The sequence below is a fragment of the Mesorhizobium sp. M2A.F.Ca.ET.046.03.2.1 genome (genome assembly GCF_003952425.1).
Classification (GTDB): Bacteria; Pseudomonadota; Alphaproteobacteria; order Rhizobiales; family Rhizobiaceae; genus Mesorhizobium.
In genome coordinates, this window is record NZ_CP034449.1 from 4243744 (window position 1) to 4267866 (window position 24123).

General features: G+C 64.1%; 24 protein-coding genes. 11 read left to right on the top strand and 13 right to left on the bottom strand.

Going from position 1 to position 24123, the window contains the following annotated elements; genetic code table 11:
- Positions 1-148: 148 nt before the first annotated feature.
- The 3 genes from EJ072_RS20235 to EJ072_RS20245 form a co-directional block, all read right to left on the bottom strand.
- Positions 149-1099: an acetyl-CoA carboxylase carboxyltransferase subunit alpha gene (locus EJ072_RS20235; RefSeq protein ID WP_126064161.1), complete on the bottom strand. Its 951-nt coding sequence runs from the start codon at positions 1097-1099 to the stop codon at positions 149-151.
- Positions 1100-1200: 101 nt separating this feature from the next.
- On the bottom strand, positions 1201-2115 hold the full coding sequence (locus EJ072_RS20240) for a site-specific tyrosine recombinase XerD (protein WP_126080989.1): 915 nt from the start codon (positions 2113-2115) through the stop codon (positions 1201-1203).
- Between the two features lie 13 nt (positions 2116-2128).
- Positions 2129-2281 carry a hypothetical protein gene (locus tag EJ072_RS20245; protein ID WP_042643428.1) on the bottom strand — a complete coding sequence of 51 codons (153 nt, stop codon included), beginning with the start codon at positions 2279-2281 and terminating at the stop codon, positions 2129-2131.
- Between the two features lie 190 nt (positions 2282-2471).
- Here EJ072_RS20245 and EJ072_RS20250 point away from each other — a divergent pair, with 190 nt between their 5' ends.
- From EJ072_RS20250 to EJ072_RS20260, 3 genes are read left to right on the top strand one after another with little or no spacing between them, the layout of a single operon-like run.
- On the top strand, positions 2472-3101 hold the full coding sequence (locus tag EJ072_RS20250) for a shikimate kinase (protein ID WP_126080990.1): 630 nt from the start codon (positions 2472-2474) through the stop codon (positions 3099-3101).
- Positions 3098-4267 (top strand): 3-dehydroquinate synthase, encoded by a 1170-nt coding sequence (gene aroB, locus EJ072_RS20255; RefSeq protein WP_126080991.1) that lies wholly within the window; start codon positions 3098-3100, stop codon positions 4265-4267. Before EJ072_RS20250 ends, aroB begins: the two co-directional genes overlap by 4 nt.
- Positions 4264-5160, top strand: coding sequence for a transporter associated domain-containing protein (locus EJ072_RS20260; protein ID WP_126080992.1), 897 nt, complete (start codon positions 4264-4266; stop codon positions 5158-5160). The genes aroB and EJ072_RS20260 overlap by 4 nt, the downstream gene beginning before the upstream one ends.
- A gap of 27 nt (positions 5161-5187) precedes the next feature.
- Here EJ072_RS20260 and EJ072_RS20265 read toward each other — a convergent pair whose 3' ends face one another.
- Genes EJ072_RS20265 through EJ072_RS20275 form a run of 3 tightly spaced genes read right to left on the bottom strand, consistent with a single transcriptional unit; the run spans position 5188 to position 10025 of the window.
- Complete coding sequence (locus tag EJ072_RS20265) at positions 5188-6732, bottom strand: SpoVR family protein (RefSeq protein ID WP_126080993.1); 1545 nt, start codon at positions 6730-6732, stop codon at positions 5188-5190.
- Positions 6733-6745: 13 nt separating this feature from the next.
- Positions 6746-8056: a YeaH/YhbH family protein gene (locus tag EJ072_RS20270; protein ID WP_126080994.1), complete on the bottom strand. Its 1311-nt coding sequence runs from the start codon at positions 8054-8056 to the stop codon at positions 6746-6748.
- Positions 8057-8075: 19 nt separating this feature from the next.
- A complete protein-coding gene (locus EJ072_RS20275) occupies positions 8076-10025 on the bottom strand; it encodes a PrkA family serine protein kinase (RefSeq protein ID WP_042643762.1) in 1950 nt (649 codons plus the stop codon).
- Positions 10026-10318: 293 nt separating this feature from the next.
- Between EJ072_RS20275 and EJ072_RS20280 the strand changes: the two genes are divergently transcribed.
- Positions 10319-11125, top strand: a complete 807-nt coding sequence (locus EJ072_RS20280; protein WP_126080995.1) for an alpha/beta hydrolase — start codon at positions 10319-10321, stop codon at positions 11123-11125.
- On the opposite strand, the gene EJ072_RS20285 is transcribed toward EJ072_RS20280, so the two are convergent.
- On the bottom strand, positions 11126-11428 hold the full coding sequence (locus tag EJ072_RS20285) for a BolA family protein (RefSeq protein WP_126080996.1): 303 nt from the start codon (positions 11426-11428) through the stop codon (positions 11126-11128).
- Between the two features lie 136 nt (positions 11429-11564).
- Between EJ072_RS20285 and EJ072_RS20290 the strand changes: the two genes are divergently transcribed.
- The 4 genes from EJ072_RS20290 to EJ072_RS20305 all read left to right on the top strand — a co-directional run bounded on the left by EJ072_RS20290 (position 11565) and on the right by EJ072_RS20305 (position 16266).
- Positions 11565-12188 (top strand): J domain-containing protein, encoded by a 624-nt coding sequence (locus tag EJ072_RS20290; RefSeq protein WP_042643766.1) that lies wholly within the window; start codon positions 11565-11567, stop codon positions 12186-12188.
- Between the two features lie 123 nt (positions 12189-12311).
- Positions 12312-13298 (top strand): cobaltochelatase subunit CobS, encoded by a 987-nt coding sequence (gene cobS / locus EJ072_RS20295; protein ID WP_126064171.1) that lies wholly within the window; start codon positions 12312-12314, stop codon positions 13296-13298.
- Positions 13299-13354: 56 nt separating this feature from the next.
- Positions 13355-15253 carry a cobaltochelatase subunit CobT gene (cobT, locus tag EJ072_RS20300; RefSeq protein WP_126080997.1) on the top strand — a complete coding sequence of 633 codons (1899 nt, stop codon included), beginning with the start codon at positions 13355-13357 and terminating at the stop codon, positions 15251-15253.
- Entirely contained in the window at positions 15250-16266 is a 1017-nt protein-coding gene (locus tag EJ072_RS20305) for an esterase-like activity of phytase family protein (protein WP_189343058.1), read from the top strand. Before cobT ends, EJ072_RS20305 begins: the two co-directional genes overlap by 4 nt.
- A gap of 22 nt (positions 16267-16288) precedes the next feature.
- Here the strand turns inward: EJ072_RS20305 and EJ072_RS20310 are convergent, their stop codons facing one another.
- The 5 genes from EJ072_RS20310 to rpmB all read right to left on the bottom strand — a co-directional run bounded on the left by EJ072_RS20310 (position 16289) and on the right by rpmB (position 21004).
- Positions 16289-17098: a hypothetical protein gene (locus EJ072_RS20310; RefSeq protein ID WP_126080998.1), complete on the bottom strand. Its 810-nt coding sequence runs from the start codon at positions 17096-17098 to the stop codon at positions 16289-16291.
- A 218-nt stretch (positions 17099-17316) separates the two neighbouring features.
- Positions 17317-19092 (bottom strand): GtrA family protein, encoded by a 1776-nt coding sequence (locus EJ072_RS20315; protein ID WP_126080999.1) that lies wholly within the window; start codon positions 19090-19092, stop codon positions 17317-17319.
- 88 nt (positions 19093-19180) lie between these two features.
- On the bottom strand, positions 19181-19855 hold the full coding sequence (locus EJ072_RS20320; RefSeq protein ID WP_126081000.1) for a hypothetical protein: 675 nt from the start codon (positions 19853-19855) through the stop codon (positions 19181-19183).
- 58 nt (positions 19856-19913) lie between these two features.
- On the bottom strand, positions 19914-20600 hold the full coding sequence (locus EJ072_RS20325) for a queuosine precursor transporter (protein ID WP_126081001.1): 687 nt from the start codon (positions 20598-20600) through the stop codon (positions 19914-19916).
- 107 nt (positions 20601-20707) lie between these two features.
- Complete coding sequence (gene rpmB, locus EJ072_RS20330; RefSeq protein WP_040989302.1) at positions 20708-21004, bottom strand: 50S ribosomal protein L28; 297 nt, start codon at positions 21002-21004, stop codon at positions 20708-20710.
- A gap of 257 nt (positions 21005-21261) precedes the next feature.
- On the opposite strand from rpmB, the gene EJ072_RS20335 reads away from it, so the two are divergent.
- From EJ072_RS20335 to EJ072_RS20345, 3 genes are all read left to right on the top strand, one after another.
- On the top strand, positions 21262-22053 hold the full coding sequence (locus tag EJ072_RS20335; protein ID WP_126081002.1) for a DUF3108 domain-containing protein: 792 nt from the start codon (positions 21262-21264) through the stop codon (positions 22051-22053).
- A gap of 87 nt (positions 22054-22140) precedes the next feature.
- Positions 22141-23028 carry an EamA family transporter gene (locus EJ072_RS20340; protein WP_126081003.1) on the top strand — a complete coding sequence of 296 codons (888 nt, stop codon included), beginning with the start codon at positions 22141-22143 and terminating at the stop codon, positions 23026-23028.
- Positions 23025-23696, top strand: a complete 672-nt coding sequence (locus EJ072_RS20345) for a lysoplasmalogenase family protein (RefSeq protein ID WP_126081004.1) — start codon at positions 23025-23027, stop codon at positions 23694-23696. The genes EJ072_RS20340 and EJ072_RS20345 overlap by 4 nt, the downstream gene beginning before the upstream one ends.
- Here EJ072_RS20345 and EJ072_RS20350 read toward each other — a convergent pair.
- Positions 23693-24118: a cupin domain-containing protein gene (locus EJ072_RS20350; protein ID WP_126081005.1), complete on the bottom strand. Its 426-nt coding sequence runs from the start codon at positions 24116-24118 to the stop codon at positions 23693-23695. The two genes, EJ072_RS20345 and EJ072_RS20350, sit on opposite strands and share 4 nt — an antisense overlap.
- Between the last annotated feature and the right edge of the window lie 5 nt (positions 24119-24123).

A 24123-nucleotide genomic window follows, 5' to 3' on the forward strand; every position in this document is an offset into this window, starting at 1 on the left:
CCGTAAGCCCGTTAACCTTGAAAATTCCTTACCGCAAGCCTTCGTCACAAATCTGGGCAAACCCCTCACGGCAAATCCCATTGAGCCGGATCCGGCGGCATTTTTGTGGCGAAATTGCTCATCTTGCCACAGTTGAACGGTAGGCGGGTCAGAGGCTGCGGCCCATCGCCAGATATTTCTCGCGGCGCTGCTCGCGGAAATCGGTGTTGGCGCCGGCAAAGTCCTTCATCGTCCTGGCGATGAGGTCACCGGTGGAGGCAATCACCGTTTCCGGCGCGCGCTGGGCGCCGCCCATCGGCTCGGGAATGATGGCGTCAATGATCTTCATCTCGAGCAGATCCTGCGCCGTGATCTTCATATTGGTCGCCGCGTCCTTGGAGCGGGTGGTGTCACGCCACAGGATCGAAGCGGCACCCTCCGGCGAGATCACCGAATAGATGGCGTGCTCCAGCATATAGACCCGGTTGGCGGTGGCGATCGCGATGGCCCCGCCGGAACCGCCTTCGCCGATGACCACCGAGATCGACGGCACTTTCAGCGAAAGGCAGGCGGAAGTCGAACGTGCGATCGCTTCGGCCTGGCCGCGCTCCTCGGCGCCGACGCCGGGATAGGCGCCGGCGGTGTCGACCAGCGTCAGAAGCGGGATCTTGAAACGGTCGGCCAGTTCCATGAGGCGCACCGCCTTGCGGTAGCCCTCCGGCCGCACCGAACCGAAATTGTGCTTGATGCGGCTTGCCGTGTCCGAACCCTTTTCCTGGCCGATCACCGCCACCGGCTCGCCGCGGAAGCGGGCGAAGCCGCCGACGATCGCCTGGTCGTCGCCGAAATTGCGGTCGCCGGCCAAGGGCGTGAAATCGGTGAACAGCCCTTTGATGTAGTCGACGCAATGCGGGCGGTCGGGATGGCGCGCGACCTGCACCTTCTGCCAGGGGGTGAGCGCCTTGTAGAGGTCGCGCAACGCGTCGCGCGAACGCTTTTCCAGCCGGCTGATCTCTTCGGCGACATCGACCGCCTCGCCGTTCTCGGCAAGCTTCTTCAGCTCGAGGATCTTGAGCTCCAGATCCTGCACCGGCTTTTCGAAGTCGAGGTAGTTGTACATGCTTGAGCGGACCGATCCGTCGGAAGGCGAAATGGCTGGCGGAACCGCTGAAATGCCGGCTCCGGGCGGTGGAACGTCGCCCTCACATAGCGATATGAGGCCTAGTCGGCAAGCGGATGATGATCGTTGACCAGCCGCACCAGCCGCTCCTCCAGCACATGGGTGTAGATCTGCGTGGTCGAGATGTCGGCATGGCCAAGGAGTTGCTGAACGGCTCTGAGATCGGCGCCGTTCTGCAGGAGATGGCTGGCAAAAGCATGGCGAAGCACATGCGGCGAGATTTTCGCCGCAGCTATCCCCGACCGAGCCGCCAAGTCCTTGAGATCGCGGGCGAAAACCTGCCGGGAAAGATGGCCGCTGTCGGAGGAGGCGGGAAACAGGAACGGGCTCTCGGCAAAGGCCGGGCGCTCGGCCCTTGCGGCAAGCCAGGCGCGCATGGCCGTGCGCGCCTTGGCCGACAGCGGCACCATGCGTTCCTTGTCGCCCTTGCCGCGCACCATGAAGAAGCGGTCGTCACGCAGCGCCACCGTCACCGGGAGGCCGACCAGCTCCGACACGCGCAGGCCCGTGGCGTAGAGCACCTCGACCAGCGCGTGCAGGCGCAAGGCGGCCATCCGGTCGCCATCCGGACCAGCTTCGCCGGCTTCGTGCGCCGCCCGGTCGAGCAGGCGGCCGGTCTCGGCCTCGCTCATCGTCTTCGGCAGCGGCCGGCCCTTGCGAGGGCTGTCCAGCGTGCCGGTCGGGTCGTCGCCGCGCAGGCCCTCGGCGTAGAGGAATTTGAAGAACTGGCGGATCGCCGACAATTTGCGCGCCTGCGATGTCGGCGCGAAGCCACGCGCGGCAATGTCGTCGAGATAGGCGCGGATGTCGGCCGATCCGGCGCCCGCAAGTCCGCCCTTGATCGCTTCGGAAGCGTCCTCGAGATCGCGGCGGTAGGAGGCAAGCGTGTTCTCGGCCGCCCCCCGTTCGGCGCTCATCATTTCGAGGAAGGCTTCGATGCGGGCGGCGCTGTTCATCGGGCCGGGTTTGTCAATTCTTCTTGGGGTTGAGCTTCTCGGCGGGAATGCGGATGCTCATTTCCGCTTTTTTGGGCTCCACGAACATCGCCAGCGCGAACATCGCGCCATAGGCAATACCCGCAAGAACCGCCAGCGTCACGACGAAGCGAAACAAAGTCGGCATTCAAATTTCGCCCGTCTTGTTGTTCTGCGTTTCCAAAGCCCTGTGCCCTTATGGGACGCCAAACTGGGCAATTCAAGGACGAAGGATTCCGGTCGCCGCAGGTTTTTGCCGGAAAGGCTTCGGACCCGTTCGTGCACCCGCGCTTGACGCAAACAGGCTTTTGATGTCGATACGGCGCAAAGAGGCCCCGATGAACGCTGTGCCACCAAATCCGACGGACGAAGGCTGTGCCGCGCTGGTCGAACGGCTCGGCAGCCGTTCGATCGTCTTCGTCGGACTGATGGGGGCTGGCAAGACGGCGATCGGCCGCAAGGTGGCGACGATGCTGTCGCTGCCCTTCATGGACAGCGACCAGGAGATCGAAAGCGTCTCGCGCATGACGGTGCCGGAACTGTTCGAGCGCTATGGCGAGCCGGAATTCCGTGCGCTGGAGCAGCGCGTGATCCTGCGCCTGCTGGAGAACGGCCCGCAGGTGCTGTCGACCGGCGGCGGCGCCTTCATGAACGCGCAGACGCGCGAGGCTATATCGGCGCATGGCGTGTCGGTCTGGCTGAAGGCCGATCTGGACCTCTTGATGGAGCGCGTCTCCAAGAAGCAGAACCGGCCGCTGTTGAAGAACCCCGATCCGCGCGCCGTGCTGGAAAAGCTGATGGGCGAGCGTTATCCGGTCTATGCCGCCGCCGACCTGACCGTGCCGACGCGCGACGACCGCAAGGAGATCATCGCCGGCGAAGTCGTCGCGGCGCTCTGCGCCCATCTCGGCGTCGAGGCGATCGCGACGGGCGCTACAGGCGCCACAAATGACGAGGGGCAGCCGTGAGCCATGCCGAACCGGTAAAGGTCGAGGTCGGGCTTGGCGACCGCGCCTATGACATCCTTATCGGTTCCGGATTGCTGGCGCGCTCCGGCGAGGAGGTCGCGCGCCGGCTTCCTGGCACCCGCGCGGCCATCGTCACCGACGAGAACGTCGCCGCCGCGCATCTCGACACGCTGAAGGCGGGATTGGAGAAAGGCGGCATCCAGTCCGCCGTCATCACATTGCCCGCCGGGGAGAAGACCAAGAGCTTCGCCCATCTCGAGGAGGTGGTCGACGGCGTGCTCGCCGCCAAGCTCGAACGCCGCGACGTGGTGATCGCGCTCGGCGGCGGCGTCATCGGCGACCTCGCCGGCTTTGCGTCCGGCATCGTGCGGCGCGGCATGAATTTCGTGCAGATCCCGACCTCGCTCTTGGCGCAGGTCGATTCCTCCGTCGGCGGCAAGACCGGCATCAACAGCCCGCGCGGCAAGAACCTGGTCGGCGTCTTCCACCAGCCCAGGCTGGTGCTGGCCGACACCCAAGTGCTCGACACGCTGCCCATCCGCGAGTTCCGCGCCGGCTATGCCGAGCTTGCCAAATACGGGCTGATCGATCGCCCGGCCTTCTTCGCCTGGCTGGAGCAGAACTGGGGGCAGGTCTTTGCCGGCGGCCCGGCGCGCGTCGAGGCGATCGCCGAGGCCTGCCGCGCCAAGGCCGACGTTGTCGCCCGGGACGAGTTCGAGACCGGCGATCGCGCCCTGCTCAATCTCGGCCACACATTCGGCCATGCCCTGGAAGCCGCCACGCAATATGACGGCGCGCGCCTCGTCCATGGCGAGGGCGTCGCCATCGGCATGGCGCTGGCGCATCGCTTTTCGGCGCGGCTCAACCTGGCGAGCCCGGACGACGCGGAACGCGTCGAGGCGCATCTCAGCGCCGTCGGCCTCCCTTGGCGCATGGCCGATATTCCCGGGGAGTTGCCGGACGCTGAGGCGCTGCTTTCCTTCATCACTCAGGACAAGAAGGTCTCGCGCGGCGCGCTGACCTTCATCCTCACACACGGCATCGGCCAGGCCTTCATCGCCAAGGACGTGCCGCCCTCGGAAGTGCTTTCCTTCCTCAAGATGAGCCATCCCGCAGCGCTCAAGATGAGCCATCCCGAACGGTCCAAGAGGAACCGTTCCGGATGATCGACGCCGGTTGGATCGTCGCCGCCGTCCTCGCCGCCATCATGATCGTGGCGCTTCTGTTCCGCGCCCGCTTGCTTGCCGCTTTCGGCTACGCGCTGCGGCCGATCGAGCCGCAGCAGCGATCCGAGCGCAACGGCAAGGATCATGACAGCGACGATTCCCGTCGTGACGGCGAAGCCGACCGCGAGGAGCGCGACCGGCTCGAGGGCCTCTTCGAGCTTGACGAGCTCGAAGTGTCGGACGTCATGGTCCACCGCACCAATATGCGCTCCGTCAATGCCGACAATGCGCCCGAGGCAGTGGTGCGCGAGATCCTCACGAGTCCGCACACCCGCATGCCGCTGTGGAAGGGCTCGCTCGACAACATCGTCGGCGTCCTGCACGCGAAAGACCTGCTGAGGGCCCTCAACGAGGTCGGCAACGATTTTTCGCGGATCGACGTGATGAAGATCGCGGCGAAGCCCTGGTTCGTGCCGGACACCACCACCTTGCAGGAACAGCTCAACGCCTTCCTGCGGCGCAAGACGCATTTCGCCATCGTCGTCGACGAGTATGGCGAGGTCGAAGGGCTGGTGACGCTGGAAGACATCATCGAGGAGATCGTCGGCGAGATCGCCGACGAGCACGATGTCGACATGCAGGGCGTCAAGAAAGAAGCCGATGGCTCGGTCGTCGTCGACGGCACCGTGCCGATCCGCGACTTGAACCGCGCTCTCGACTGGGACCTGCCCGACGAGGAGGCGACGACGATCGCCGGTCTCGTCATCCATGAGACGCAGTCGATCCCGGAGGAGAAGCAGGCCTTCACCTTCCACGGCAAGCGTTTCGTGGTGATGAAGCGCGACAAGAACCGCATTGCGAGGTTGAGGATCAGGCCCGCCGGGGAAAGCTGACGCGCTCCGCGATTCAAGCCATGTCGCTCAGAGTTCCTTCGTCCAGCGCTCGCTGAGCGTCGCGCCGGTCCCGGCGTCGATTGCCGCCAGGCTGACCTCGTAGCCCCAGAGGTTGCGGATATGGCGCAGGGTTGCGTCGCGGCTCTGGCCCTCGAGCATGATGCCGTCCTTGACCTTGTGCTGCAGCCGCAGATGCCGGTCGCCCAGCAGGTCCACGTCGACCACCTGGATGTCGGGGCGGCTGGCACCGATATCGTAGCTTTGCGCCAGCGCCGACCGTATCCTGGCATAGCCGCGCTCATTGTGGATCGAGGCCACCTCGTAATGCGGCTCGTCGGCGCCGTCGGCCAGCGCGAAGAGCCGCCATTTGCGGATCAGCGCCGGGCTCAGATACTGGCGGATGAAGGATTCGTCGCGGTGGTTGGCCCAGGCGTCGAGCAGGGTGTCGCGCCAGTCGCCGCGGCCGGCGATGTCCGGGAACCAGTCGCGGTCCTCGGCGGTGGGCGCGGTCGAGATGCGCTGGATATCCTGCATCATGTCGAGGCCAAGCGCGTAGGGATTGATGCCGGAGTAGCGCGGATCGTCATAGGCCGGCTGGAAGACCACGTTGGAGTGGTTGCGCAGGATCTCGAGCATGGCGCCTTCGCTGATGCGGCCGCGATCGAACAGCGTGTTCATGATCGTGTAGTGCACGAAGGTGGCGCAGCCTTCGTTCATCACCTGGGTCTGCCGCTGCGGATAGAAATATTGCGCGATGACGCGCACGATCCTGACGATCTCGCGCTGCCAGGGCTCGAGGACGAGGCTGTTCTTCTCGAGGAAATAGAGCAGGTTCTCCTCCGGCAGCTTGAGCGATTTCTTCCGCTCGGCAAGCATTTCGTCCCCCGCTTCCGGCTTGCTCTTTCCCTGCGAGGGCGGCAGCGTTCGCCACAGATCGTTGAAGGAGCGCTCCTCGTATTCGAGACGTTCGCGCAGCCCCTCGCGCTGCTGCTCGGACGACAGTTTCGGCGGCCGATGGTAGCGGAAGACGCCCTGTTCCATCAGCGCGTGCGCGGAATCCAGGATCGCTTCCACGGCCGCCAGGCCATGCCGTTCCTCGCATCGGGCAATGTAGCCCTTGGCAAAATCCAGATAGCTCAGAATGCCGCCGGCATCGGTCCATTGCCGGAAAAGATGATTGTTCTTGAAGAAATGGTTGTGCCCGAGCGCGGCATGCGCGGTCACCAGGGCCTGCAGGGCCATGGTGTTCTCTTCCATCAGATAGACGATGCAGGGGTTGGAGTTGATGACCAGCTCATAGGCCAGGCCGCGTGCGCCCTTGCGGTAGAGAAACTCGTCGTAGAGGAAACGCTTGCCGAACGACCAATGCCGGTACATCAGCGGCATGCCGACCGAGGAATAGGCGTCGAGCATCTGCTCGGAAGAGATGACCTCCATCTGCACAGGATAGATGTCGAGGCCCAGATCTTCGGTCCCGAGCGCCTCGATCTCGTCATAGACGCGGGACAGCTTCGCAAAATTCCAGTCCGAGCCGGAAAACAGCAGTTCGGATTTGCGCGCCTGGCTGACCATTTGCAGAAGCCCCTCAAGCGCTCTTGCGCAGGGCGGGTTGCCTGGCGAAGAGCTCGCGGAAGACCGGGTAAATATCGGCCGGCGCGGCAATGCGCCTCATCTGGAAGTTCGGCCATTTGCCGTCGACGGCGTTGTAGGCGCGCCAAAGCGACGTGCCGTTCTCGGTCGAGCCGAAGATATGGCTTTCCCGCTCGTCGATGATCTCCACATAGGCGAAATACTGGCAAAGCCGCATGAGCTTGCGGTCGAGCAGTTCGATGCAGCGCTCGGAGTCGGTGGCGAAGTTGTCGCCGTCTGAGGCCTGGGCGGCGTAGATGTTCCACTGGGCGACCGGATAGCGTTCTTCGATGATGCGGTGCATTTCCTCGAGCGCGGTGGAGACGACCGTGCCGCCGCTTTCGGTGTGGTAGAAGAACGTCTGCTCGTCCACCTCCTTGGCCTGGTGGGTATGGCGGATGAAGACGACCTCGATGCGGTCGTAGCGGCGCGTCAGGAAGAGATGCAGCAGCACGAAGAAGCGTTTGGCCAGATCCTTCTCGCGCTCTCCCATCGAACCTGAGACGTCCATCAGGCAGAACATGACCGCGTTCGCATTGGGCACGGGCTGGGGATCGAAGCGGTTGAAACGGATGTCGACCGGGTCGACATAGGCAATCCGCCTGCGCCGGCGTTCGAGCCGATCAAGCTCTTCGCGCAGCGCCGTGATGCGTTCGCGCACAGCGGCGCTTGCCGGCTTCGCTTCCAGCTCGGCGATCTGCCGGGCGATTTCGTCCAGCTCCGCCTGCTTGGGTCGTCTCAGCGCGATGCGGCGGCCGTGGCTGTTGCGCATTGTGCGTCCGACATTGATGTTGGTCGGCGCCCCGCTCGCGGCGAAGCCTGCCCGCCTCGGCTTGAAGCTCAATATCTGCTTGAGGTTGAGCTTGACCAGATCCGGCAGTTCGAGGTCCTCGAAGAAAAGGTCGAGCACCTCTTCGCGCGACAGCACGAAGCGGAAGTCGTCTTCGGATTCCGTAGTCCCCGGAGCCGATCCGTAGCCTCCGCCGCCGCCAGGCTTGTCGATGAGATCGCCAGGGCTGAACGTCTTGTTGCCGGGCAGGATGTGCTGGCGCCGGCCGCTTTGCCTGTCGTCGCCGAAGCTCGGTTCGTCGGTGCCCTTGCGCGGCATCGGCACGGCGTGTTCGCGGTCGAGATCGGCGATGCCGCCGGTGCGGACCTTGTCGCGGATGCTGCGCTTGAGATCCTCGCGGGCGCGCCTGAGGAAGCGCTGGCGATTGCCAAGGCTCTTGTCTTTCGGGTTCAGACGGCGGTCGATGAAGATCGGCATGGCACCGTTCCGGCGTTCCTCAACCCGCCTTGTTCACGCGCATGTACCAGTCGACCAATCGGCGCACCTGCCGCTGGGTATAGCCGCGCTCCACCATGCGCTGCACGAATTCATTGTGCCGCTTCTCCGTGACGCTGTCCTGCTTGGAGCCGAAGCTGATCACCGGCAACAGGTCCTCGACCTGGCCGAACATGCGCTTCTCGATAACCTCGCGGAGCTTTTCGTAGCTCGTCCAGGAAGGATTGCGGCCATGGTTGCGCGCCCGGGCGCGCAAGGTGAATTTGACCACTTCGTTGCGGAAGTCCTTGGGGTTGGCGATGCCGGCCGGCTTTTCGACCTGCGACAGCTCCTTCTCAAGAACCTCGCGGTTGAGGATCTGGCCGGTGTCGGGGTCCTTGTAGTCCTGATCCTCGATCCAGGCATCGGCATAAGCGATGTAGCGGTCGAAGAGGTTCTGGCCATATTCGCTGTAGGATTCCAGATAGGCTTTCTGGATCTCGTGGCCGATGAACTCGGCATAGCGGCTGGCGAGTTCCGACTTGATGAACTCGAGATAGGCAGCCTCCGTTTCCTTCGGGAATTGCTCGCGCTTGATCGCCTCTTCGAGGATGTACATCAGGTGGACGGGATCGGCGGCCACTTCCTTGGTGTCGTAGTTGAAGGTCTGCGACAGGATCTTGAAGGCGAAACGCGTGCTGACCCCGGTCATGCCCTCGTCGACGCCGGCGGCATCGCGATATTCCTGGACGGACTTCGCCTTCGGGTCGATCTCCTTGAGGTTCTCGCCGTCATAGGCGCGCATCTTGGTGTAGAGCGGCGAGTTCTCGTGCTCGGCAAGGCGCGTCGAGACGGTGAAGCGGCTGAGGATGTCCAGCACCTCGGGCGCGCAAGGACTGTTCGCCAGCTCGCTTTCGCGCAGCAGCTTCTCGTAGATCTGCCGCTCCTCTGTGATGCGCAGGCAATAGGGCACCTTGACCACGAGGATGCGGTCGAGGAACGCCTCATTGTTCTTGTTGTTCTTGAACTGCTGCCATTCCGATTCATTGGAATGGGCGACGACGATGCCCTGATAGGGGAAGGCGCCGAAATTCTCGGTGCCGTTGTAGCTGCCTTCCTGGGTGGCGGTCAGCAGCGGGTGCAGGACCTTGATCGGCGCCTTGAACATCTCGACGAATTCGAGCAGGCCTTGCGTCGTCCGGTTCAGGCCGCCGCTGTAGGAATAAGCGTCCGGGTCGGACTGGCTGAAGTGCTCCAACTGCCTGATGTCGACCTTGCCTACCAGCGCCGAGACATCCTGATTGTTCTCGTCGCCGGGCTCGGTCTTGGCGATGGAGATCTGGCGCAGCCGCGACGGCATCAGCTTGACGACGCTGAATTTCGAGATGTCGCCCTTCAGCTCATCCAGGCGCTTGGCCGCCCAGGGCGAGATCAGTCCGTTCAGGCGGCGGCGGGCGATGCCGTATTTGTCCTCCAGCAGATCGCCCATCCGGTCGGGATGAAAGAGGCCCAGCGGCGATTCGAAGATCGGGCTGATCTGGTTGCCGACCTTGAGCGTGTAGATCGGCCGCTCTTCCATCAGCTTCTTCAGCCGTTCGGCTAGCGAGGATTTGCCGCCGCCGACCGGGCCGAGAAGATAGAGGATCTGCTTGCGCTCCTCGAGGCCTTGCGAGGCGTAGCGGAAATATCCGGCGATGCGCTCGATCGTATCCTCCATTCCGTAGAAGTCGGAAAAGGAAGGATAGATCTTGATGGTGCGGTTGGAGAAAATGCGGCCGAGCCGCTCGTCCTTGCTGGTGTCGACCAGATTCGGCTCGCCGATCGCCTCGACCATGCGCTCCGGCGCCGAGGCGTACATGGATTTGTCCTCGCGGCAGGCCAGCAGATATTGCTGAAGGCTGATCTCTTCCTGTGCCGCATTGGAATAGATCTCCGAAAACAGATCGAAGACGTCGGATTGGTTCTCGCGCATGATGCTTTGCCTCGGAGCCGATAGGCTGCCAATCGGCTCATCGCTTCATCAACCACCGGAAAGCATTGTGGTTCCCTTCACGTGAAGGAAGAGCGCACAATGCACCCCGACATTAGCCTTCGGGACACCCCGATTCGGCCTTAAATGCTCGCCTATGAACATACGTGGTGATTGCCAGCGGACGGTCAAGGAGTGGATTTGGTTTCGCACCGAAAGTTGTCATTTTTGGTTCGTAAACGAGGCGCGTGGCGAGCATCCGTGCCCGCCGCGACAGAACCTGGCCGGAGATGACGATGATCAATCGACGCAGCTTCATCGTGGCAGCCATGGCGGCGCTGTTGCCGCCGGGCGCGTCAGCCGCTGGGCGTCCGGGCCAGCCGGAACCGCGAACCATCGATTACGGTCCGGCCAAGCTCGACATCTACGCGCCGGCCGGCGCGAAGAACCTGCCGGTGGTCTTCTTCGTCCATGGCGGCGCCTGGCGGTTCGGCAAGCGCAGCCAGGTCGGCTCAAAGCCGGACTTCCTGCTCGCCAATGGCTTCTTGTTCGTCTCGATCGACTACCGCATGCTGCCGGAAGCGGATGTCGCCACCCAGGCCGGCGATGTCGAAAAGGCCTATGCCTATGTGCGCGCGAACATCGCCCGATATGGCGGCGATCCGGACCGCATCGTCGGCATGGGCCATTCGGCCGGCTGCCATCTGGTTGCGCTGACCGGCATGCGCGGAGGGTTGCCGGGCGTCGCCGCGCTGATCCTGGACGACACAAGGGCCTACGATCTTGCCGCGCTTTCGAGAAATGGCGGCATGGTGCGCGCCTATGCGCGTGTCTTCTCCGACCCGAAACAATGGGCGGCGCTGTCGCCGTCGAGCTATGTCGACGGCAGGAAGCATCCGCCGACCTTCATCGCCTATTCGCGCGCGCCCGGGCGAGGCGAGGAGTCGAAAGCTTTCGCCGAGCGCCTGCGCGCCACTGGCACCGAGGTCACGCTGTTCGACGGCAGCGCCTATACGCATATGTCGATCAATGGCGATTTCGGCGAGGATGGCGACGCCTTGACCGCGGCGGTGCTGGCCTTCCTGAAGGCGACGGTGGCCTGATTACCAGCGCGTCTTCTCGCCGGGTGCGGCCGGCTCGATCGCCAGCGCGTGCACGCCTGCCTTCAGTTCGTCGGCAAGCAGTTGGTTGACGGCGCGGTGGCGGTCGATGCGGCTCATGCCGGCAAAACTCGGCGAGACAATGCGGACGCGGAAATGTGTCTCGCCGGTGCCGTCGAACGTCCCGTGATGGCCGGACTCGACATGGTGATGGCCTGCATGAAGGTGGCTTTCATTGATGACGGCGAGCCGTTCGGGCGAAAATGCCGCTTTCAGCTTGTCTTCCATCTTGGCCTGTATGGACATCAGGGCTTCCCTTCACCACATATGCGGCACAGCCGCAAAATCTTGTATTTCGACCGCTTTTAAGCCGCGATTCAGCGGTTAGGGCGATCATCGGCGAAATGTCAATTCTTGTTTCGCACATGCGAACAGCCCATAAATGGGTGAGATGAAAGCGTATCCCAAATATTTCGAGAAAATCCGGATCCGGCCGGAAAAGGACGCGGAGCTGAAGTCGCGCGCGCCGGTCTGCCAGTGGGACGGCTGCAACGAGGCCGGCACGCACCGGGCGCCGGTCGGGCGGCTCAAGGAGGGCGAGTATTTCCGCTTCTGCTTCGATCATGTGCGCGAATACAACAAGGGCTTCAACTACTTCTCCGGCGTGTCGGACAGCGAGATCGCCCGCTTCCAGAAAGAGGCGCTGACCGGTCACAGGCCGACCTGGCGCATGGGCGCCAATGGCGGCGGGACGCGCTCGGCGCCGGATTTCGCGCAGCAGCGCTCGGGACGCGCCGGCTACTACAACCGCATGCGCGACCCGTTCAACCTGTTCGGCTCAGGCGCGCGCGAGCCGCGCGAACGCAAGGCAAAACCGCTTGAGGCCAAGGCGCTGGAAACGCTTGGCCTTGATACAAAGGCGACTGGTCAGGACATCAAGGCGCGTTATAAGGAACTGGTTAAGCGCCACCATCCGGATGCGAATGGCGGAGACAGAGGTTCGGAAGACCGGTTCCGCGATGTGCTGCAGGCCTATCGCGTGCTCAAGCAGGCAGGATTGTGCTGAGCGGCCCTACGGTCCCAAGTCTTTTCCAACTTTCATAACGTTGGAAAAGGCTCTAAGACCGCCCCCGGACAAAATCGATTGCCGGCGAAACGCGGCGTTTCGCCCGTGGAGACGTTGATAGAGATGAACAAGGTCGATCGCGACATCGCCAACCTGCCCGACACGACGGTGTCGGTGAAGGAGAAATTCGGTTTCGAGTCCAAGATGGTCGTTCCCGCCTATTCGGCGGCGACAGAGCATGTCCCGGACATCGACCCGGACTATCTGTTCGACAAGGCGACGACATTGGCGATCCTCGCCGGCTTTGCTTACAACCGCCGCGTGATGGTGTCGGGCTATCACGGCACCGGCAAGTCGACGCATATCGAGCAGGTGGCGGCGCGGCTCAACTGGCCCTGCGTGCGCGTCAACCTCGACAGCCATGTCAGCCGTATCGACCTCGTCGGCAAGGACGCCATCGTGGTCAAGGAAGGCCTGCAGGTCACCGAGTTCCGCGACGGCATCCTGCCCTGGGCCTATCAGCACAATGTCGCGCTCTGCTTCGACGAGTATGACGCCGGGCGACCGGACGTGATGTTCGTTATCCAGCGCGTGCTGGAATCGTCGGGGCGGCTCACTCTGCTCGACCAGAGCCGCGTCATCCGCCCACATCCGGCTTTCCGGCTGTTCGCCACCGCCAACACGGTCGGTCTCGGCGACACCACCGGCCTCTATCACGGCACGCAGCAGATCAACCAGGCGCAGATGGACCGCTGGTCGATCGTCACCACGCTCAACTACCTGCCGCACGACAATGAGGTGAACATCGTGCTGGCCAAGGCCAAGCACTACCGCGACAACAAGGGCAGGGACATCGTCAACAAGATGGTGCGCGTCGCCGACATGACGCGCTCGGCCTTCATCAATGGCGACCTGTCGACCGTGATGAGCCCGCGCACCGTCATCACCTGGGCCGAGAACGCCGAGATCTTCGGCGATATCGGCATGGCGTTCCGGCTGACCTTCCTCAACAAATGCGACGAGCTGGAGCGTTCGGTGGTGGCCGAGTTCTACCAGCGCGCCTTCGGCGAGGACCTGCCGGAGAGCGCTGCCAACGTGGTGCTGGGCTAGGCGCGCAGCTGAAAGGCCTCCGGCCGTTCAGCACGAAAACGCGCAGGGAATGATCAATGGCGGGTCCGGGCGACAACACGCGCAACAAGCCGAAGAACGGGTCTGAAGCGGACAGCTTCAAGCGCGCCGTGACGGTCTGCATGCGCGCCGTCGCCGGCGACAAGGATCTCGAGGTCGGCTTCGCCAAGGACCGGCCGGCGCTGGCCGGCAACCGAGCCCGGCTGCCCGAGCTGCCGAAGAAGGCCTCCCGCAACGACATCGCGATCACCCGCGGCATCGGCGATTCCATGGCGCTGAAGCGCGCCTGCCACGATCAGCGCATCCACAACAAGCTGGCGCCGGAAGGCAAGCTGGCGCGGTCCATCTTCGACGCCGTCGAGCAGGCGCGCGTCGAGGCGATCGGCAGCCGCGCCATGCAGGGCGTGGCCGACAATATCGGCTCGATGCTCGAGGACAAATACGCCAAGGCCAACCTCGTCGACGTCAGGGACAAGGCCGACGCGCCGCTGGAGGAAGCGATCGCGCTGATCGTGCGCGAAAAACTCACCGGCCGCGCGATCCCGAAGAGCGCCGAGCGGCTCGTCGATCTCTGGCGCCCCTGGGTCGAGGAAAAGGCGGGCGGCGACCTCGACGGCCTGTCGGCCAAGCTGGAGGACCAGCAGGCCTTTGCCCGCGTCGTGCGCGACATGCTGGTTTCCATGGAGATGGCCGAGGAACTCGGCGACGACCAGGTAACCGACGACTCCGAGGAAAACGAAGAGAACGAGCAGCAGGGAGACGAACAGAGCGAGGAAGGCGGCGAGGAGGATTCAGGCTCCGAGCAGTCGCAGTCGGAAGAGGCCGAAGCTTCAGCCGACGAGGAAGAGTCGGCCGAGACGGAAGCGACCGACGCCACATCGGACGACCTCTCGGACGAGGACGATTCCGACGCTGAGACGCCCGGCGAGGCCAAGCGCAACGACAACCCGTTCCTCAACCTGCCGAAGGAGATCGACTACAAGGTCTTCACCACCGCCTTCGACGAGACGGTGGGGGCCGAGGACCTTTGCGAGGAAGAGGAGCTCGACCGGCTGCGCGCCTTCCTTGACAAGCAGCTTGCCAACCTGTCCGGCGTTGTCGGGCGGTTGGCCAACCGGCTGCAGCGCCGGCTGATGGCGCAGCAGAACCGCTCCTGGGATTTCGATCTTGAGGAAGGCTATCTCGATCCGGCGCGCCTCGTGCGTGTCGTCATCGATCCGATGCAGCCGCTGTCCTTCAAGCAGGAGCGCGACACCAAGTTCCGTGACACGGTGGTGTCGCTGGTGCTCGACAATTCGGGTTCGATGCGCGGCCGGCCGATCACCGTCGCGGCGACCTGCGCCGACATCCTGGCGCGCACGCTGGAGCGCTGCGGCGTCTCGGTCGAGATCCTCGGCTTCACCACCCGCGCTTGGAAGGGCGGGCAAGCGCGCGAGAAATGGCTGAAGGACGGCAAGCCGCCGAATCCCGGCCGGCTTAACGACCTGCGCCACATCATCTACAAGTCCGCCGATCATCCATGGCGGCGCGCCCGGCGCAATCTCGGGCTGATGATGCGTGAGGGCCTGCTCAAGGAAAACATCGACGGCGAGGCGCTGCTTTGGGCGCATAACCGGCTGATCGGCCGGCCCGAGCAGCGCAAGATCCTGATGATGATCTCGGACGGCGCGCCGGTCGACGATTCCACCCTCTCGGTCAATCCGGGCAATTATCTGGAGCGGCATCTGCGGGCGGTCATCGAGCTGATCGAGACGCGTTCGCCGGTCGAGCTTTTGGCCATCGGCATCGGCCACGACGTCACGCGCTACTACCGCCGCGCCGTCACCATCGTCGACGCCGAGGAACTGGCCGGGGCCATGACCGAGCAGCTCGCCTCGCTGTTCGGCGAGGAAAGCGCGCGCGACACGCGCCGCGGCGGGTTGCGGCGCGCCGGATGATGTTTTCGGGGCGGCGTGCGCGGCGGACGCTCTTCGCCTGCGTGCTGATCTGCGCCTCGCCGGCCATTGCCGCCCAGAGAGCTCCCGTCGAGACCGTCGAGATTTCAGCGCGGCCGATCACCCAGTTCCAAATCGGCCATGACGAGACGCGGTTCGGGCCGTTCGAATTCGTCGGCGGGCTGGAGATGACCTCGCCGGCGCGCGATTTCGGCGCGCTGTCGGCGCTTCGTTTCTTGAAGCCGGGCAGCGACTTCATCGGGGTCGCCGACACCGGCTTCTGGTTCTTCGGCACGATCGCGCATGACGCCGGCAAGCGACCCTCGGGTGTCAAGAATTTCCGCATGCAGCAGATGGTCGACGCTTCGGGGCGGCCGATCGACCGGAAATGGAAGGTCGACGCGGAAGGGCTCGCGGTGAAGGACGGCATCGCAACCGTCGGCTTCGAGCGCGACCAGCGCGTCGCCCAGTTCAAGATCGACCCCGACAATATGAAAGCGCCGATCCGGCAGCTCGACTATCTGGTTCCCGCCCACGAGTTGCGCCAGAACCGCGGCTTCGAGACCGTCGCCCATGCCAACCCTTACGGTCAGCATGCGGGCGGGCTGGTCGTGGTTTCGGAGAGGAGCCTCGACAAGGCGGGCAACGTCTACGCCGCCATTATCGAAGGGCCGCACAAAGGCGTCTTCACCATCAAGCGCAATGGCGATTTCGACATAACCGACGGAGCCTTCCTGCCGGACGGCGACCTGCTGCTTCTGGAACGCAGTTTCTCGATCGCGCGCGGGGTGAAGATGCGGCTGCGGCGCATCTATGGCGAGAGCGTCGAGAAGGGCGCGGTCGCCGACGGGCCGGTGCTGATGGAGGCCGATCTGGGCTACCAGATCGACAATATGGAAGGGCTCGACGTCTGGACCCGCGACGATGGCGCGCTGATGGTGTCGCTGGTATCCGACGACAACCATTCGATCCTGCAGCGCAACCTCTATTTGGAATTCATCCTGCATCAGGACTGAACAAGACACGAGCGCTGGGAGATTACCGGCCGACGTGGCGGACTTCGTTCATCGCGAAATTGGCGGCGCGCTTGCTCCGGTTGCGGATCTTGAGTGTCGCTGTGTTGTCGACGAAATAGGTGTGAAGGATGCTGTCGCGGGTGCGGACTTCCGGCCCGACAGTGTCGACCGCGTGCCAGGTGTCGGTGCCGACCGCAAAGGCGTAGCCCGTGTTCGGCGAAAACGACATCCGGTGCGAATTCTCGAAACGCCCGTCCGGCATGCGCTCGGCGAAGCGGGTGCCGATATGGTTGATCGAGTCGTCCTCCGGCAAATAGAACTGGACCGTGATGCCCTTCCATTTCGTGTCGGTGTGGAAGCCAATCTTGTAGCCCGCCACGTCTCGCGTCAGCATCGGCACCGGATACATGCCGACCTTCATGAAATCCGAGCCGAACCGGCGCTCCAGGCCCGGGGCAAGGCGGCGCATGAAGGCATCCTTCAGTTCCGGCGCGTGCAATGCCTTGCCGACCAAGGCCCAGACGGCCCGTTTCTCAGCTGGCAGATGGCGGATATATTCGGGATAAAGGTCGATCTTGATCCGCGTCGCGGTGCCGTCGGCCTTGATGTTCACATTGTGGCGGCCCTTGAGCGCGCGATATTCGCGCGCCTCCGGCATGGCTGCGCGCATGCGCTGGTAGAGGTCCGCCGGAAAGATATCCGTCATCTCAAGATGCCAGAACGGCTTTTCCACGAAGGTGGCGCGGTTCACCGCCTCCACCATGTGGGAGACAACATGCTGCAGCGTTTGTCTGGCTGATGCTGGCGCCGCCGCGCCGTCTATGACCGACATGGATAACCTTCCCCAATCCGAAGAACCCCGAACCCAAATTTCTTGAATAGATATATCGCCGACCGTGCGGAATGCTAACCAAAGCACAGGCTGGATTGCAATGATCCACGGACTGACTTCAATCGCGGCTTCCAATCACGAGGTGATGTTGCATCGGCGCAAAGCAAGGGCGTTGCGAGGCACCCGGCGACGGTGCTGATTTGGCCGCAAGCCGATATTCAACGGACCTTGTAGATCTCGATCGGCTTGCCCGCGGTCGACTGGTCCAGTTCAAGCCATGCCGGCAGGTCGCCCCGCAGCAATGCCGCGGCAAGGCCCTTGGGCGCGTCCAAGCCCAGCGATATCTCTTCCGTGTTGCCTCGACAGATCGCGACCAATGCCACCTGCTCGCGCTGGATGACGGCGCGGGCTGCTTCCGGCGTTCCCATGAAAGCATCGAGCATGGCGAGATTGCCGGCGACATTGCGGTGGTAAGGGCCAGCCAGCGCCCGGTGTTCGGTGAACATCAATATCCCCGAGCCGAGATTGGACGAAGCAAGCACCGTCGTCGCCGGCATGACGGCCAGATCGAGGAAGTCGGCCGGCTTGCCGCAGGTCAAGGCATGGTCGGGATCGGAATTCACCCGCTGCGGTGCCTTCTGGACCACGGATTGCGCCGCCACCGCTACCCCGGCCCAGGTCGCATTGAGCGAGACCAGCCACGCCATGACGATGGCGGTGGAGATCCGCCAAGAGGGCGCGGCGCTGGCCCTGAGGCGGATTTGCGTGATCCAGGCCGAGAGCGGCAGCACGGCGAAGGCGACGGAAAAGGTCGAGCCGCGCACCTGCCAGAGGCTGACGCCGAAGGCGACGACAAGCAGGATGGCGGCAAGCATCTCCTCGCGGCGCAGGCGACGGCTTCGCAGCTGAAAGCCGATCAGAAGGATCGCGATGAAGGGCGTCACATAGCGCGCCGCCATCAGCTTGGGCTGGTGGATGGCGACGCTCCAGAAGGGCTGCGCTTCGACCACGTCGGCCAGCCAAAAGGTGCGGATGCGCTCGTCCATGCCCGCATAGGGCGATGCCAGGCATTGCGGGAAGGCCGCTATCACAGTCACCGCGACCACCGCGGCCAGCGCCAGCATCGAAACGAACCGTTCCCGAACCGTCGATGCGGTCAATGTCGAGGCGATCGCGAGGCCAAATCCGGAAAGCGCCGCTACGGCGAACTGGAAGGATGAGAAGGCGTCGCATTGGGCGACGCGCCAGTCGGAAGGCCGGATGGTCGCCACGAAGACCAGCAAGGCGACACCGGCAAATCCAAGGCCGAAGCCTCGCGCGGTGGCGTGCTCCTTATCGTCGAGGATGAACAGGACCGCAGCGCAGATGCCGAGCGTCGCCACATAGGGAGCGGTTTCCATGCCGACAGCGAGCGTCAGGCCGGCGCAAATGCCCGACAGCAGGGCGGCAGGCCGCCAGAAGGGCGCTTCCATCAGAAGCCAAAGGCTGGCCGCCGTCAGCAGCAGCTGGACATTGTGGTGATCGATCACGCCGGGGCTGTAGACCATCAGGAAGAAAAGCGCGGCCGTCGACAGGATGAGCGATGGCATCGCGACGTCGGCGCCGGCGAAGCGCCGCGAGGCGCGCATGAGCACGAATATGGTCAGTCCGTAGAGCGTGGTCGGCCAGATGATCCGCGCTGCCCGTTCGGCGGTGGCGGCGCCGGCGCCCAGCGCGTCGAAGACCATGACAAGCAATGCGAGCGGCGCGTCCACCAGCCGGGACCAGTGCATGACGAAACCGCCTGCCGTGCCCATCCTGTATTGATGGAGATCGAACCAGCCCTGCCCGGCGAGCAGGTCGCGGACCTCGACCAGCCGCAGCATGCTGTCATTGTCCGCGCCATTATTCGCAAGGGTTGGGAAGCCGGAAACCGCGTTGACGGTCAACACCACCAGCGTGGCGCATGCCGCAAGCAGGAGATGATTTTTCCAACCGGTGCCTTGCACGGTCATGGTGGTTGCGAAGCCTTGGAGAATTTTCGCGATCCTGCACGATCGGCCGTAACAAAGCGTAAATCCGCCGCAGCTGTGACGGAAAGCGTCAGGGCCGGTTGGTCGCAACCCAGATAACATGGCGGGCGCCGCGCTTGCCGTGGGCGCGCGTGTTGACCTCTTCGACCGCGAAGCCTGCCTGCTTCAGCCGCCAGGTGAAGCCGCCGTCCGGTCCCTGCGACCAGACCGCCAGCACGCCGCCTGGCTTCAAGGCGGCGCTAGCGGCAGCCAGCCCGGCCGCGTCATAGAGCGAGTCATTGCCCTTGTAGACGATGCCCTCGGGACCATTGTCGACGTCGAGCAGGATGGCGTCCCAAGCGGCTTTCCGCACCCTTATCAGCTGACCGACATCAGCCTCGCGAATGCTGACTCGAGGATCCTCGAGGCAGCCGCCGAAGATCGTCGACATCGGCCCACGCGCCCAGCCAACGACCGCGGGGACAAGCTCGGCGACAGTGACGGCGGCATCGCCATCGAGCGCGGCGAGAGCGGCGCGCAAGGTGAAGCCCATGCCGAGCCCGCCGATGAGGATCTCCGGCCGCTTGCGGCCGGCGATCCGCTCGCAGGAAAGCCTGGCGAGCGCCTCCTCGGAGCCGCTGAGGCGGCTGTTCATCAGCTCGTTGGTGCCGAGCATGATCGAGAATTCAGTGCCGCGCTGCTTCAGGCGCAGTTCCTGGCCGCCATCGGGCGTGCGGGCGGAATCAAGCTGAACCCAGGGGATCACGGCCTGTCTTTTGGCTTGAGCATGATCTTTTCCAAAAACCGAGTCCCACTTTTTGGGATCATGCTCCGACGGCGACCGCCGGCTGGCTCCAGCGCGCGGCGAGCAGCCGGTAGGGGATCAGCGCCACGACGGCGATGATGAGCTTGACCGAAAGGTCGCCAAGCGCCCAGGAGACCCAGCGCATCGTCTCGACCGGCAGCATGCCCATTAGCGGCGCGGCCTCCAGCGCGAAACTGTCATTGGGGCCGGCAAAGGCGAAGGCGGCGGAAAAGGCGACGCCGAAGAAGACGAGCGTGTCGAACACCGAGCCGACCAGCGTGCCGACGATCGGCGCGCGCCACCAGCTCTGCCGGCGCAGCTGGTTGAAGACGGTGACGTCGAGCAATTGCGCGGTGAGGAAGGCGGCGCCGGAAGCGGCCGCGATGCGCACCAACCGATCGGCGGCGGTCTCGAACTCGATCAGGCCATGACGGAACAGGAAGGGCGGGACCAGGATCGAGCAGGTCACCGCAGTCATGAAACCCACGAACACCACCTTGCGCGCCACGGCCGGGCCGTAGCGGCGGTTGGCTAGGTCGGTGACCAGGAAGGAGAAGGGATAGGTGAAGGCGCCCCAGGTCAGCAGGTCTGCCAGCGACAGGCCGCCGACCTGGCCCTGCATCGGGAACTGCACGAGGATATTCGACGCCACGACGACAAGCGCCATGGCGGCCACGAAGGGCAGGTATCGCGTCAGGAAATTCATTTTTTTATCCTGGGTAATGGAACCAGCCGAGCGTCAAGGCGACGCTCGCTCATATCCGAGCACCGGTCTGGCCGGTGCCCGAGGCGGTCGTCGTGCCCGAAAGCTACTTAAGCGGCGGACTGCTCGGCAAGCTTCTTGGCGATCTGCTTCTTCAGCAGACGAGCGCGCTGCGACAATTCCTTGACGTCCGCCTTCACCAGGAAGGCGTCGAGGCCACCGCGATGCTCGACCGAACGCAGCGCGTTGGCCGAAATGCGCAGCCGAACGTTCTGGTTCAGCGCTTCGGAAATCAGCGTCACATTGACCAGGTTCGGCAGGAAGCGACGCTTGGTCTTGTTGTTGGCGTGGCTCACATTGTTGCCGGTCTGGACTGCCTTGGCAGTGAGTTCGCAGGTGCGGGACATTTGTCTAACCTTCAGTTTCTAAACCTGCCAAACCATTCTGCCCGCGCCAGGCGGCGCGCGGTCTCAGTCAGGCGGCCTTTGGAAAAGTTGGCGTTCCATAGTGGCATTTCGCCATTGCGTCAAGCTCCGGCACGTCGCCTGCCGTCGGGCGCGCTCCATATAAAGGCCGGATTTCATACTATAAGCCGTTCGCGAAGGGACACGCCAGGCTGGAGCCGTTGCGTTCTGGCCGAACCGCCAGGGATTCGCCAGCCGCCATGCTCCGTCCATCTCATGCATTCGCCACCCTTCTTGCCCTTGCCGTGCCGGCAACAAGCTTCGCCGCCCCCTCGCCACAGTCCTTCAAGGGCGAATATACGGTGTCCTACCTCGGCCTTTCGATCGCCAGGGCCACCTTTTCCAGCCGCTATGTGGGCGATACCTACGCCATCAACGGCACTGTCTCCGCCGCCGGGCTCGGCAGGCTGTTCGACGACACGAAAGGCACGATTTCGTCGAAAGGCATCATTTCCGACAAGCGGATGACGCCGCAGGTGTTCAGGGCCGATTATACGTCCGGTAAGAAGTCCTCCATGGTCGACATCCGCTTCAGCAACGGGGCGGTCTCCTCCACGCAAGTCGTTCCCGCTCCAGGCAAGCGCGATCCGAAGAGCTGGGTGCCGATCGGCGACGGAGACCTGAAATCGGTGCTCGATCCGATGGCCGCGACCGTCATCCATGCCGACAGCCTGGACAAGGTCTGCGGACGCACGGTCAAGTTCTATGATGGCGAGATGCGCGCCGACCTGACACTGACCTATGCCTCCAGGGGCTCGATCGCGGTGCCGGGCTACAAGGGCGACACGGTGACCTGCAAGATGGGATTCGAGCCGGTGGCGGGCTATCGCAAGGGACGCAAGGCACTGAACTACCTCAAGAACAAGAGCCGCATGCTGGTGACGTTTGCACCGGTCGGTCAATCCGGCGTATATGCCCCGATCCGCGCCACGGTCGGGACCCAGATCGGTCCGCTGACCATCAGCGCCGGACGGTTCGAAGCGGTAAATTAACTCAGTTTTACGCAATTCCGGACGGAAAACCGCAAGGCACTTTTCCTGGAATTGCTAGAGGCGCCGCCGCGCGCCGGCGGGGGAGATATGGGGCGCGCAACATTGATCGGGTTTTCGGCGGTCGCCATGTGGGCGCTGTTGGCGCTGCTCACCGACGCCTCGGGGCAGGTGCCGCCATTCCTGCTGTCGGCCATCACCTTCGCCATCGGCACCTGCGTCGGGCTGGCGGCCCGGCTAGTGATGCCGGCGCCCGACCGCAGTGAGAAGATCCCGCCACAGGTCTGGGTGATCGGCATAGCTGGCCTGTTCGGCTACCATTTCTTCTACTTCACGGCGCTGCGCAACGCGCCGGCGGTCGAGGCGAGCCTGATCGCCTATCTGTGGCCGCTGCTGATCGTGCTGGGTTCCGCGCTGATGCCGGGCGAGCGGCTGGCCTGGAACCATGTCGTCGGCGCGCTGCTCGGCCTTGCCGGTACCTTCCTGATCGTCACCAAGGGCGGCGGGCTGGCCTTCGATGCGCGCTATGCCTTCGGCTACGCGATGGCCGCCGTCTGCGCGCTGCTGTGGTCGTCCTATTCGCTTCTGTCGCGGCGCTTCCCATCGGTGCCGACCTCCATCGTCACCTGGTTCTGTTTGGCGACGTCGGTGCTGTCGCTGGTCTGCCATTTTCTGCTTGAGGAGACCGTGCTGCCCGACGGCCCCGGACAGTGGCTGGCCGTCATCGGGCTCGGCCTGATGCCGGTTGGCGCGGCCTTCTATGCCTGGGACATCGGCGTCAAGCGCGGCAACATACAGGTCCTGGGCGCCGCGAGCTATGCCGCGCCGCTGTTGTCGACGCTGGTGCTGATCGCCGCCGGCGTCGCCGAGCCGTCGCTGCGCATCCTCGCGGCCTGCCTGCTCATCACCGGGGGTGCTGCGCTGGCCGCGAAGTCTCTGCTGATGCGCAAGCCGGCGGTCAAGGAGGTGAACGCATGATGCCGTTTCCCGGCGGCATCGAGGCCAACGCCAACGCGACGCTTCTGTTCTCGTTCGTCGCGGCCGTGATCTACGCCTTTGCGCTCGACATGCCGGCGAAATGGACGCGCACGGCGGCAAAGACGCTTGCAGTCGCCTTGCTGGCCGTGCTTGCCGTCATGCAGGGCGGTCCGCTGCTGCTCGTCGCAGCGCTGGGCTTGAGCGCCATCGGCGACGCCTTCCTGTCGCGCGACGGCGAAAAGGCCTTCCTCGGCGGGCTGGCGAGCTTCCTCGCCGGCCATGTCGCCTATGTCGCGCTGTTCTCGCAGGCGGGTGGCGGGCTCCGACTGTTGAGCGCCGAATCCTGGCGGGGCGCGATCGCGCTCGCCATGGCCGCATTCAGCATCGTCATGCTTGCAGCGCTCTGGCGCCGCGTCGGCCCGCAACTGCGCATCCCGATCGCCGTCTATGTCGCGGCGATCCTCGCCATGGGCATTTCGGCGCTCACCACCGGCAGCGCATGGGTCATCGCCGGCGCGGTGCTGTTCATCGCTTCGGACGGGTTGCTGGCGACCGAGCGCTTCCTGCTCGCGGCGATCTCGCCGCAGCGCCTGTGGATGCGCTACGCGGTCTGGGTGCTTTATTACGCCGCCCAGCTGGCGATCACGCTGGGGTTTCTGCTGGCCTAGACCGGCCGCCAGCCGGGCTCAGCCAGCTCGAAAGCGGCGAAATCGAAGCCCGGCGCCACGGTGCAGCCGACCAGCGTCCATTCACCTAAGCTGCGCGCCGACTGCCACCAGCCGGCCGGTACGACGACCTGCGGCCGCTCGCCCGCGGCAAGGGCCGTGCCAAGCACCTGCTCGATGACCACGCCTGCGCCCTCCTCATGCATCGACAGCTCCAGCGGCGCGCCGGCATAAAAATGCCAGACCTCGGCCGCGTCCTTCACCCGATGCCATGCTGAAAGCTGGCCTTGCTCGAGGAGGAAGTAGATCGCGGTGGAATGACCGCGTGGGCCGCCTGCGGCGTCGCGAAACGTCTCGGCAAACCAGCCGCCCTCGGGATGCGGCTCAAGGCCTAGCGTTGCGATGATCTCGGCGGCGCTGGTCATTGGCG

Excerpts from the sequence above, each read along its gene's own strand:
- EJ072_RS20235 (WP_126064161.1), bottom strand. The coding sequence starts at position 1,099 with ATGTACAACTACCTCGACTTCGAAAAGCCGGTGCAGGATCTGGAGCTC.
- EJ072_RS20240 (WP_126080989.1), bottom strand. The coding sequence starts at position 2,115 with ATGAACAGCGCCGCCCGCATCGAAGCCTTCCTCGAAATGATGAGCGCC.
- EJ072_RS20245 (WP_042643428.1), bottom strand. The coding sequence starts at position 2,281 with ATGCCGACTTTGTTTCGCTTCGTCGTGACGCTGGCGGTTCTTGCGGGT.
- EJ072_RS20250 (WP_126080990.1), top strand. The coding sequence starts at position 2,472 with ATGAACGCTGTGCCACCAAATCCGACGGACGAAGGCTGTGCCGCGCTG.
- EJ072_RS20260 (WP_126080992.1), top strand. The coding sequence starts at position 4,264 with ATGATCGACGCCGGTTGGATCGTCGCCGCCGTCCTCGCCGCCATCATG.
- EJ072_RS20265 (WP_126080993.1), bottom strand. The coding sequence starts at position 6,732 with ATGGTCAGCCAGGCGCGCAAATCCGAACTGCTGTTTTCCGGCTCGGAC.
- EJ072_RS20270 (WP_126080994.1), bottom strand. The coding sequence starts at position 8,056 with ATGCCGATCTTCATCGACCGCCGTCTGAACCCGAAAGACAAGAGCCTT.
- EJ072_RS20275 (WP_042643762.1), bottom strand. The coding sequence starts at position 10,025 with ATGCGCGAGAACCAATCCGACGTCTTCGATCTGTTTTCGGAGATCTAT.
- EJ072_RS20280 (WP_126080995.1), top strand. The coding sequence starts at position 10,319 with ATGATCAATCGACGCAGCTTCATCGTGGCAGCCATGGCGGCGCTGTTG.
- EJ072_RS20285 (WP_126080996.1), bottom strand. The coding sequence starts at position 11,428 with ATGTCCATACAGGCCAAGATGGAAGACAAGCTGAAAGCGGCATTTTCG.
- EJ072_RS20290 (WP_042643766.1), top strand. The coding sequence starts at position 11,565 with ATGGGTGAGATGAAAGCGTATCCCAAATATTTCGAGAAAATCCGGATC.
- cobS (WP_126064171.1), top strand. The coding sequence starts at position 12,312 with ATGAACAAGGTCGATCGCGACATCGCCAACCTGCCCGACACGACGGTG.
- cobT (WP_126080997.1), top strand. The coding sequence starts at position 13,355 with ATGGCGGGTCCGGGCGACAACACGCGCAACAAGCCGAAGAACGGGTCT.
- EJ072_RS20305 (WP_189343058.1), top strand. The coding sequence starts at position 15,250 with ATGATGTTTTCGGGGCGGCGTGCGCGGCGGACGCTCTTCGCCTGCGTG.
- EJ072_RS20310 (WP_126080998.1), bottom strand. The coding sequence starts at position 17,098 with ATGTCGGTCATAGACGGCGCGGCGGCGCCAGCATCAGCCAGACAAACG.
- EJ072_RS20315 (WP_126080999.1), bottom strand. The coding sequence starts at position 19,092 with ATGACCGTGCAAGGCACCGGTTGGAAAAATCATCTCCTGCTTGCGGCA.
- EJ072_RS20325 (WP_126081001.1), bottom strand. The coding sequence starts at position 20,600 with ATGAATTTCCTGACGCGATACCTGCCCTTCGTGGCCGCCATGGCGCTT.
- rpmB (WP_040989302.1), bottom strand. The coding sequence starts at position 21,004 with ATGTCCCGCACCTGCGAACTCACTGCCAAGGCAGTCCAGACCGGCAAC.
- EJ072_RS20335 (WP_126081002.1), top strand. The coding sequence starts at position 21,262 with ATGCTCCGTCCATCTCATGCATTCGCCACCCTTCTTGCCCTTGCCGTG.
- EJ072_RS20340 (WP_126081003.1), top strand. The coding sequence starts at position 22,141 with ATGGGGCGCGCAACATTGATCGGGTTTTCGGCGGTCGCCATGTGGGCG.
- EJ072_RS20345 (WP_126081004.1), top strand. The coding sequence starts at position 23,025 with ATGATGCCGTTTCCCGGCGGCATCGAGGCCAACGCCAACGCGACGCTT.
- EJ072_RS20350 (WP_126081005.1), bottom strand. The coding sequence starts at position 24,118 with ATGACCAGCGCCGCCGAGATCATCGCAACGCTAGGCCTTGAGCCGCAT.